General features: G+C 71.4%; 8 protein-coding genes. 6 read left to right on the top strand and 2 right to left on the bottom strand.

From position 1 onward, the window contains the following. Positions 1 to 23: 23 nt before the first annotated feature. Together OG519_RS24225 and OG519_RS24220 are read right to left on the bottom strand one after the other, a co-directional pair. Positions 24 to 1,139, bottom strand: a complete 1,116-nt coding sequence (locus tag OG519_RS24225) for a hypothetical protein (protein WP_405587705.1) — start codon at positions 1,137 to 1,139, stop codon at positions 24 to 26. A 26-nt stretch (positions 1,140 to 1,165) separates the two neighbouring features. Then, positions 1,166 to 2,377: a methionine adenosyltransferase gene (locus OG519_RS24220; protein WP_405587702.1), complete on the bottom strand. Its 1,212-nt coding sequence runs from the start codon at positions 2,375 to 2,377 to the stop codon at positions 1,166 to 1,168. A 185-nt stretch (positions 2,378 to 2,562) separates the two neighbouring features. On the opposite strand from OG519_RS24220, the gene OG519_RS24215 reads away from it, so the two are divergent. The 6 genes from OG519_RS24215 (at position 2,563) to OG519_RS24190 (ending at position 9,453) form a co-directional block, all read left to right on the top strand. After that, on the top strand, positions 2,563 to 3,612 hold the full coding sequence (locus OG519_RS24215) for a radical SAM/SPASM domain-containing protein (protein ID WP_405587700.1): 1,050 nt from the start codon (positions 2,563 to 2,565) through the stop codon (positions 3,610 to 3,612). Beyond that, positions 3,609 to 4,916 (top strand): cytochrome P450, encoded by a 1,308-nt coding sequence (locus OG519_RS24210; protein WP_405587697.1) that lies wholly within the window; start codon positions 3,609 to 3,611, stop codon positions 4,914 to 4,916. The genes OG519_RS24215 and OG519_RS24210 overlap by 4 nt, the downstream gene beginning before the upstream one ends. Before the next feature lie 579 nt (positions 4,917 to 5,495). Next, complete coding sequence (locus OG519_RS24205; protein ID WP_405587694.1) at positions 5,496 to 6,908, top strand: hypothetical protein; 1,413 nt, start codon at positions 5,496 to 5,498, stop codon at positions 6,906 to 6,908. Next, a complete protein-coding gene (locus OG519_RS24200; RefSeq protein WP_405587691.1) occupies positions 6,905 to 7,897 on the top strand; it encodes an ABC transporter ATP-binding protein in 993 nt (330 codons plus the stop codon). Before OG519_RS24205 ends, OG519_RS24200 begins: the two co-directional genes overlap by 4 nt. Then, entirely contained in the window at positions 7,890 to 8,669 is a 780-nt protein-coding gene (locus tag OG519_RS24195; protein WP_405587688.1) for an ABC transporter permease, read from the top strand. Before OG519_RS24200 ends, OG519_RS24195 begins: the two co-directional genes overlap by 8 nt. Continuing rightward, the gene (locus OG519_RS24190; protein ID WP_405587685.1) at positions 8,656 to 9,453 is read left to right on the top strand and encodes an ABC transporter permease; all 798 of its coding nucleotides are present in this window, start codon (positions 8,656 to 8,658) and stop codon (positions 9,451 to 9,453) included. Before OG519_RS24195 ends, OG519_RS24190 begins: the two co-directional genes overlap by 14 nt. Positions 9,454 to 9,487: the final 34 nt, after the last annotated feature.

Raw genomic sequence — 9,487 nt, 5'->3', positions numbered from 1 at the left:
GGGGTTCGGGGCCGCTGGAGTGCTCAGACCAGCAACCGGACCCACTGGTCGGGGACGGGCTCGCCGCCCGCGACGCGGTCGAAGAAGACCAGCGCCTGGTGGGCGAACATGGCACACCAGGTGTTGGCCTGGAGCGCCGTGCCCGACGCCGCGGCGGTGTCGAAGGGCAGGCTTCCGTCCGGGGCGACCCGTTCGGCCAGCAGCCCCGCCAGGAGCGGTAGTTGCGCCGCGGCCGCCGCGTCAAGCTCGCCGCGGCCGGCCAGCACGCTGCCGGCGCGGAGCAGTTGGGCGATGACGTCGCTGCGCACGCGGCTGCCGGGCCGGCCCGCGTACTCGTGCGGGACACCGTCGACCAGCGCCCCGGCCAGCCGGTGGTAGGCGGAGGTCAACTCCTCGTGGTATTCGGTGTGTCCGGCGGATTCGGCCTGGAGCAGACCCTCGACCGCGTACAGGGCGGGGTGGCTCATCGCCGGCAGGTCCCGCTTGAGCGGCGGGGCGTGCCGGGCGAGGGTCGCCACGGCCGCCTGCCGGAGCCGCGGGTCGTCGTCCCCGTCGTGCAGGGCGAGTACGCCGCCGGCCGCCTTCAGCAGGTGGGGTCCTGGCAGGGTGGACCAGCGCTCGGGCAGCGGCGGGGCGCTGGGGAACGGGCGGGCGGCGAGCCAGGAGCCGTCCGTGTCGCGCAGATCCGCCAGCAGCGCGGCCACCCGGTCGCGTACCGGCCCCGGATCGTGGGCCGGCCGTGCGCGCCGACCGCCGTCCGTCGGACGTCCGGGCGCCGCGATCCCCCGGAACACCATGCCGAGGTCGAAGGCGAACAGCGCGTCGTTGCGCCAGTCGTCGGCCGCGGGCGGTCCCGGGGCCAGGTAGGTACGGGTGGGCGGGCCTCCCGCGGTGTCCGACTGCCCGGCCAGCCAGGCCACGGTGAGGTCCCGGCGCTCGCCGGTGGTCCGGCTCGCCGCCGGGTCCAGCAGGTCGGCGAAGGCCAGCCAGGTGAGGTAGTAGCCGGCGATCTCCGGATAGACATAACTCTCGGCGGCGGCGCCGCCGCTGACTCCCAGGACTCCGCCGGTGTGCGGGCCGGTCCTGAGCTGCGGGTGGTCGAGCAGCCAGCGGCGGAGCGCGTTGACGGTGGTGGCCACGTCTGCTCCCTCGGCGGTCGGCACGGTCAGTAGAGCTGGACGGAGCCGGCCAGGATGGCGTCGGTGATCGAGTGGACGCCGGCCATGGAGGTCTTGACCGCGGCCTCCACCAGGGCGGTGTCGACCGGACCCTCGTGGGCGACCATCACCTGCCAGGGGTTGCTCAGTTCGCGTCCCGCCTGGCCCACGACCCAGACCCGGAAGGCCGTACCGAAGGCGGCGGCCAGGTCGTCGGCGATGCGCTGCGCGGCGACGGTGTAGATCTTGCCGGTGTGGTAGACGGGGTTCTTCCCGCAGGCGCCCTCCATCGTGTATGGACGCGCGGTGGCGATCAGGCCGTTGGTGCGGTTGCCGCGGCCCACCAGACCCTCGTCGCCGCTCTCGATCGAAGAGCCGGTCGCGGTGAGGTACAGCTCGGGTATGTCGAGGTTGTCGCGGGTGTTGGTGAACAGGCTGATCTCGTGGCCGGGCAGCAGCTTCTCGGCGAGCCGGGTGATCAGCTCGCGGGCGGTGGCGATGTTGGCGGTGTAGGCGGCCAGGTCGGGGACCTCGTCGGCGATCTGCGGCAGGCACATCGTGATGTCGACCGTCCGGCCGCCGCGTACCGCGAGGACCTTGATGTCGGTGCCGAGCCACGGGAGGTCGTGCCGCTGGTGCAGCTCGGTCTCGACCTCCAGCACGAAGTTCTCCAGCGGGCTGAGGGGGGCGTAGGCGCAGCCGATCGAGGTGTCGTTGCACGCCAGGTGGTCGAGTTCGCGCAGGTCGGACAGGTCGCGCGGCGCGAACCAGTGCCGGCGGTAGGACTCCTTGTCGCTGCTCGCGTCGACCTGGCCCGGGCTGCTCCCGCTGCTCAGGTTCCACAGGAAGGTCAGGTCCTGCTCCGGGTCGATCTTCGGCAGCCGGGCTCCGAGGAACTCCCGGGTGGTACGGACGATGATGTCCTCGACGGGGATCTCGGTGCCGCCGAAGCTGTTGGAGGTGCGGCCGTTGATCAGCACCCGGATCGGTGAGGTCATCCGGCCGCGGCCGAAGTTCACCTCGCTGCGTCCGCCGAGCAGGCCGACCTTGTCGAAGTTGTGGTGCAGCACCGCCCCGAAATTCTCCAGGGTGTAATTCGAGTACGCCGCCGAGAGCGCCTCGGCCAGTCCGTCGGACAGGGAGTCGGGGTGTCCGACGCCCTTGCGCTCGATGACCTCGAAGTCGGCCGCCGGCTCGGCCTCGACAATATTGACGCGCATGGGATTCTCCCTGGGAGCGAGGAATGGAATGCGGCGCGATGGGCGCCGACGAAGTTCCCCAATGTTGACCCGGCCCGCTCGGGAGCGTCAAGGGATTCATGCCGCACCGGGCGTCTCGATATACTTCCCGTATACCCGGACAACGGTGTACCGCAAATATACCGGGCCACCCTAGAGTCGTTGGCATGACGGATCCCATGGCTGCTGAAGTGCGGCGACTGCGTACGGCGGGACAGGCTCGCCCCGTCCCCCGGCGCATGAGCCTGCAAATCACCAATCTGTGCAATTCGCGGTGCACGATGTGCTCGATCTGGGAGATCTACCGAAAGGACAAGGGCCTGCTGACGCAGGAACTGACCGGTCCTGAATGGCTGAAGCTGACGGATCGCGCGATCAGCCAGGGCGTCATGTCCGTCGACATCACCGGCGGGGAGCCCTTTATGAAAGAGGGCGTCGCGGAGCTGCTGAAACTGCTGCTGCGGCGGACCGGGTTCGCGGCGGTCACGACCAACGGCCTTCAGCCGCCGCGCATCCTCGAAACGGTCGAGGACATCCTGAAGGACGCGCCGGCCGACTCGCTGTTCGTGGTGAGCGTCTCGATGGACGGTTTCTCCGACACCTACGCCAAGATCCGCGGCATCCGGACCGGGTACGCCCGCGCCGAGCGGCTGCTGCGCGGGCTGGTCGAACTGCGCGAACGGTATCCGCAGCTCAGCCAGCAGATGAGTTTCACCATCATGGACGAGAACGTGGACGAGCTGCCCGGACTCATGGCGCACGCGCTGGAGACCGGCCTGGTCCGCGAGCCGGACGACTTCGGCTTCCGCCCGGTCGCCTCTGGGCACTACTACGCCCAGGAGAACGGCCTGGAACGCCGGGACAAGGTGATCCGTACGGTCAAGGAGCTCAACGCGACCTACCGGTTCCGCCGCACCCTGCCCTTCATCGAGAAGATCCCCGAGGCGCTCGCCGACCCGGGCCGGATGATCCTGCCCTGCTACGCGATGTTCGCCTCGGTCTGGATCGATCCCTACGGCGGCGTCGCCCCGTGCGTGACGATGACCGAGGACGTGATCGGCAACGTCCGCGACTTCGACCTCGACCTGCTGCCGGTGTGGACCGGCCATCTCGCCCAGCAGACCCGCGAGCGCATCAAACGGAACGAGTGCGCGGTCTGCTGGACCGACTGCCAGGCGATGGAGAGCCTGGAGTACGAGTCCGCCGGTGCGTCATGACGGCCGGCGCCCGTGAAGCTCCCGAGCTGCCCCCGGTGGTCGACGAGGACAGCGAACGCGACCCGTATCCGCTCTACGAACGGCTCCGGCGCGAGGCTCCCCTGCACTGGGACGAGCCGACCCGGCGGTGGTACGTGAGCCGGCGGGCGGATGTGGAGAAGCTGCTGCTCGACCGGCGGCTCGGCGCCCACGACTACCCGGAGTGGATCCGCGACCTGCCGCCGGACCAGGCGGCGGCCGTGGTGCCGGTGGAGGACCACCTCGCCCGCTGGCCGGTCTTCTCCGACCGCCCGGCCCAGGTCCTCCTGCGGCGGTTGCTGCAACCGGCGCTGAGCCGCCGGGCGGCGGCCGAACTGGCGGACTGGATCGGGCGGATGACCCGGTCGCAGGCCGAGGCGCTGCCCGACGCGGCGGCGGATCTGCTGGCGGACTTCGCCCGGCCGGCCGCCCTGCGGACCGTGTGCCGGCTCCTCGGGGTGCCGGCCGACGACGCCGGCCGGCGCCTGGTCGACTGGTCGGACGCGCTCATCGCCTACCTGGGCGGCAGCGGGATCGACATCGACCGGGCCCGCCGGGCGCGGCCGGCGGTCGAGGGCCTGGAACGGTTCGTGCGGGAGGAGTTGCTGCCGGACGCGCGCACCCCGGTCGCGCGGCTGCTGGCGGACGCCCTCCGGCACGAGCGGGTGGAGCTCGCCGACATCGCGGCGATGGTGGCCCAACTCGTGACCGGCGGCATCGAGCCGACGGCCACGGCGACCTGCACGATGATGCTGCACGCCGCCCGCGCGCCCGATCCGGCCGGGACGGCCCTCATCGTAGGCGGGGCGGACGGGACGGACGGGACGGAAGGGACTGCCCTGTTGGAGTCAGAAGCCGTCGTGGAGGCGGCGCTGCGCGCCGACCCGCCCTTCCACATCGCCCCGCGCGAGGCGAAGTGCGACTTCGACTACCGCGGGCAACGGATCGCCCGCGGGCAGCGGGTCGCCCTGCTCCTGGCCTCCGCCGGCCACGACCGGGAAGCCGCCGGCCCCGCGGCCTGCCCGGTGTCGGCGGCGAGGGACCCCGGCGCCGCGTCCCACCCGGACTCCCACCTCGGCTCCAACGGGGGCTCCCACCTGGCCTTCGGCCAGGGCCGGCACTACTGCCTGGGCGCCCCGCTGGCCAGAGCGCACCTCCAGGCGGCCTGGCGCGCGCTCAGCCGGGCCGGCGTGCCCCGGCGGATCGACCTCGGCGCCGTCGAGCGCGGCGCCGAGTTCGGACTGACGACCTTCCTGCGGGTCCCCCTGCGCGCTCAGCGGCCCTGAGCGCGCCCCCAAGCTCCGCCGACCGTTGATATCCAGGCGGCATATCAGTGTGCCCGATATGACGCCGAATGTTTTTCAGTCCCGCCATATGCGAATAACTGGATCTGGAAAATATACCGATTGACAGAGCCGGCGGAAATTTGATTTACTTCTTCCAACGCAAAGGGAGGTGAATTCAAAATGATGAAGGAACTGGTTGAGCTGCTCCTCGACGACGAGCCCGTCAACTTCCAGGAGATCTGATCCGTGCCAAAGGTGCGGAACGGACCCGCCGAGACAGGGAAGGAGGTGCCATCGCAATGGTGAAGGAACTGGTCGAGCTGCTCCTCGACGACGAGCCCGTGAACTTCCAGGAGATCTGATCGCGGCTTGGTCCGCGCAACGGACCAAAGAAAGGAACGGAGGTGAATTCGAAATGGTGAAGGAACTGGTCGAGCTGCTCCTCGACGACGAGCCGGTCAACTTCCAGGAGATCTGACCCGGTCTGGGGGCGGCCGCGCACGAAAGTGCCGGCCGCCCCCGTGCCTGATTCCGGGCCCGCGTCCGGCCGCTCGGCGCGATACAAGGTGAGGATTCGTTATGACATCCGTAGGTGCACCCGCTTTTCGCAGCAGGCTGCTCCCGCACACTCTACGTCACGGAAGTCAGATATCTTTCTATCGTGACCACTGGAAGGTAAGGGACGACGCGCTGCCCGACCGTATCGACCAGGTGCCCAGTGTCTCCAAGGCGGAGCACGGCGCCGACCTGGAGAAGATGCGCCACCCCGGACTGCGGACGGCGCTGCTGACCCACACCTCGGGCACGACGGGGCGCCCCTTCCGCCGGGTGCGCAGCGGCGAGGAACTGGCCGCCTACCGCGAGTACATCGTCGCCCTGATGGACAAGCGGGCCCGTACGACGGCGGTCCGCCCGCTGCTCGCCTTCAACGCGGTGCCCCGCTCGATCCACGGCGGAGCGCTCGAACGGCCGGGCGTCAGCCAGCAGATCGCCATCGACACGTTCTCCAAGCGCGGTCTGGCCGCCGCGATCGACGTCCTCGCCGACGTCTCGCTCTTCGCCGGGGAGGACGGGCGGCGACCGCGCCGGGCCGTCGTCGGATCACCGGGCATGCTGACCGCCCTGACCGCGGCCGTCACCGCCCGCGGCCTGGATCCGGCCACCCTCGCGATGGACGAGATCAACAGCGTCAGCGACGTGCTCACCGCCGCCACCCGCGGCTATCTGACCGGGAACTGGCCGGGAACCGCGGTGCGGAACACCTTCAGCTGCTCGGAGACCATCGGCGGCGCGCGGCAGTGCGAGAACTGCGCGGGCTTCTTCTTCGAACCGACGCTCGTCGCGGAGATCCTCGACCTCGACGGCGACGAATCCGCCGCCGGGATCGGTGAGTTGACGCTGACCGAGCTGTACCCCTTTTCCCAGTTGCAGCCCATGCTGCGCTACCGGACGGGTGACGTGGTGGTCCGCCAGGAGTGCGGGAGCCGCCCCGGGGAGATCTGTTTCGGCTACCTGGGCCGCCGGCAGGCCTGCCCGACCACGCGCACGGACGGCCGTTCCCGGGTGCTGGTCGGGGCGGTGGAGCTGCGCGAGATCCTGGAGGACGAACCGGGCGTGGCGCGGGAGACGCTGGTCGGCGTGACCGACCCGGTGGTCGGCGACATGCCGCTCGGCCCGCCCAGGGCGCAGTGGACGCTGCACGGCGGCGACACCGGGACCGGCACCGGGATCGGGACCGGCACCATCACCGGCACCGCGGCCCAGCCGCGCCTTCGGGTGCGCGTGCAGACGTCGTTCAGCCCCGGCCTCTTCCCCGCCGAGGCCGGCGCGCTGCACCGCCGGCTGACCGACCGGCTGACCCGCCGGGTCGAGACCGCCCCGGGCCCGCAGGTCGCCGTGGAGGTGTCCCTGACGGACGGCGGCATCGACGGCCTCGACGTCCGCCCGCTTTCGGCCGCCATCCCGGCGCCCGGTGCGGAGGGCGCCGCGTGAGCGCCCCCGCCATCGAACTGGACGGCCTGGGCCGCACCTACGACCTGCGCACGCGCCGGGTGACCGCCCTGCGGGACGTCTCGCTCCGCGTCGAGGAGGGCCAGATCGTCGGACTGCTCGGCCACAACGGGGCCGGGAAGACCACCCTGACCAAGATCCTCTCGACGCTGCTGCTCCCCACCAGCGGGACCGCCAAGGTCTTCGGCCACGACGTCGTCGGCGACGTACGGAAGGTGCGCCGGCTCACCGGCGTGGTCTTCGGCGGCGACCAGGGCCTGTACGGCCGGCTCTCCGGCCGGGACAACGTACGGTTCTTCGCGATGCTCAACGGCCTGCCGCGGCGCAGCGCCAAGCGGCGGGTCGAGGAGGTCCTCGCCGAGGTCGGTATGACCGACGCGGCCGGACGCCTGGTCAACACCTACTCCAAGGGGATGCGCCAGCGGCTGCACATCGCCATCGGCATGGCGACCAGTCCCCGGCTGCTGCTGCTGGACGAGCCGTCCATCGGGCTCGATCCGGTCGAGGCCGACCGGCTGCGTACGGCGGTGATGCGGCTGCGCGAGGAGTCGGACACCACCGTGGTGCTGACCACGCACAACCTGCTGGACGTGGAACGCCTCGCCGACCGCGTGGTGCTGCTGTCGGGCGGGCGCGTCGTGCGGGACACCGACGTACGGACCTTCGCCCGGGCGGTCGGATACGTCGCCGTGGTGACCGTCAGGGGGCAGGGCCCCCGGCCCGACGTCGCCGCCGACATGGAGCTGCCGGAGACCGGCACCCCGGAGGCGCGGCCCGGCGGCAACGCCGACCGCTGGACGGTGACCTGGCGGGTCCCCGAATGGAACTCCGCGTCCTTCGCGCACATCAGCGAGGTGCTGACCCGCGGCTCGGCCGACACCCGCATCCTGGCGGTCGACGTGGCGCCGGTCCGGCTGGAGGACGCCTACATCGACGCGGGGAAGGCCGTCGCCGGAGTCGGCCGTGGTTGACGCGCTGCGCGGCTCCCTGAACATGGTGCGGGTCGCGGCCTGGACCCAGGCCAAGGCGAGCCGGGGCAGCGCCGCCCCGCTGGTCAACGGCGTGGTCCAGCCCATCGTCCTCACCGTCATCACCATCGCCTCGACGCCGGCCGGGAACCGGCCGGGACCGGGTCTCGCCATCGGTATCGCCCTGCTGTCCATCTGGGGCGGCACCCTGTGGACGACCGGCGCCATCCTCCAGCACGAGCTGTGGGGCGGCACCCTGGCCGCCAACCTGACCGGCGTGTACTCGCCCTGGGCCGTCCTGGTGGGCAAGGCCACCGGCGCCACCCTCATCAACGGCGTCGCCGTGACGGCCAGCACCGGCGTCACCAGCTACGCCCTCGGCTCACCGGTCACCGTGGACCACCCCTGGTGGTTCGCCGCCGGGGTGCTGGCCACGCTGGCCTCAGGCGTCACCCTCGGCCTGCTGCTGGCCTGCATCCTGCTGGTGACCCGGCACGCCGACTCGGTGGCCAGCGCCCTGACCTACGTCATCTTCCTGCTCTGCGGGGCCGTGGTGCCGCTCGGCTACCTGCCCGTGGTGCTGCGCTGGCCGTCGGCGGTGATGAGCCTGCGCTGGGCGAAGGAGTTCCTGAGCGCGGCGGCGGCCGGCCGGCCCGCCGCCGGGGATCTGGGCGCGCTGCTCGCCCTGACCGCCGCGTACGCCGTGTGCGCTGTCGTATTCCTCAACCGGCTCGTCGACCGGGAACGGCGAAGGGGGACCCTTGAAATCGCCTGACACCCGCCCGCGGGACGTCCTGTGGGTGATGGGCGGCATCGCCGCCTTCGGCTGGCGTTCCTTCCGCAGCCTGCATCCGCCGCTCGTGCTGGCCCTGACCATCCTGCCGCGCGCGGTGCTCCAGTCCTGCTTCTTCGTCCTGCTGGGCCGCTGGATCGGCAGTACGCAGCAGGCCGGATTCGCCCTGACCGGGGCCGCGGTGATCACCATGCCCGTCATGTGCACATCCTGCGTGGCCGATGTGGTCACCGCGGACAAGTGGTCGGGGACGCTGTGGCGGCTGCGTTCGGCGCGCGTCTCCCCCACGACCGTCATGGCCCTGCGCGCGTGGCCCTACGCCGTGTCGGGCTGGTCGCTGTCGTTGGCCGCGGCCCTGATCGCGGCGCCGCTGACCGGCCACGCGGGGCTGACGCGGCAACTCCTGGAAGTGGCGCCCCTGTACGCGGTGATCGCGGTGACCATGACGGTGGCCGGTCTCGCGGTGACGGCGGTGGCGCTCGGCAAACGCGCGGACGTGGTGCTGGGCAATCTGCTGGCGTATCTGATCATCCTGGCCACCGGCACGTTCCTGCCGTCCTCCCGGCTCGGCTTTCTGCGGCCGCTGGGCTGGGTGCTGCCCGGCACCCACGGGCTGGCGGCGGCGCGGGCCCTGGAGGCGGGCGGGCCGTGGTTCGGCCAGGTGGCCGCCGAGGCCGGGGTGGGGGCGGGCTGGTGCCTGGTCGCCTGGGTGGTCATCACCGGCCAGCTGTCCCGGATCAGACGGTCGGGACACGACTTCTCCTGAGTTCTGCCGGGGTCCGCCGGGGTGTGCTGGGTTC

The organism is Streptomyces sp. NBC_01190 (assembly GCF_045039895.1).
Classification (GTDB): Bacteria; Actinomycetota; Actinomycetes; order Streptomycetales; family Streptomycetaceae; genus Actinacidiphila.
This window is presented reverse-complemented; position numbering and strand designations above follow the sequence as displayed.

Coding starts and splice junctions, on each gene's coding strand:
- OG519_RS24220 (WP_405587702.1), bottom strand. CDS start 2,377: ATGCGCGTCAATATTGTCGAGGCCGAGCCGGCGGCCGACTTCGAGGTC.
- OG519_RS24215 (WP_405587700.1), top strand. CDS start 2,563: ATGACGGATCCCATGGCTGCTGAAGTGCGGCGACTGCGTACGGCGGGA.
- OG519_RS24210 (WP_405587697.1), top strand. CDS start 3,609: ATGACGGCCGGCGCCCGTGAAGCTCCCGAGCTGCCCCCGGTGGTCGAC.
- OG519_RS24205 (WP_405587694.1), top strand. CDS start 5,496: ATGACATCCGTAGGTGCACCCGCTTTTCGCAGCAGGCTGCTCCCGCAC.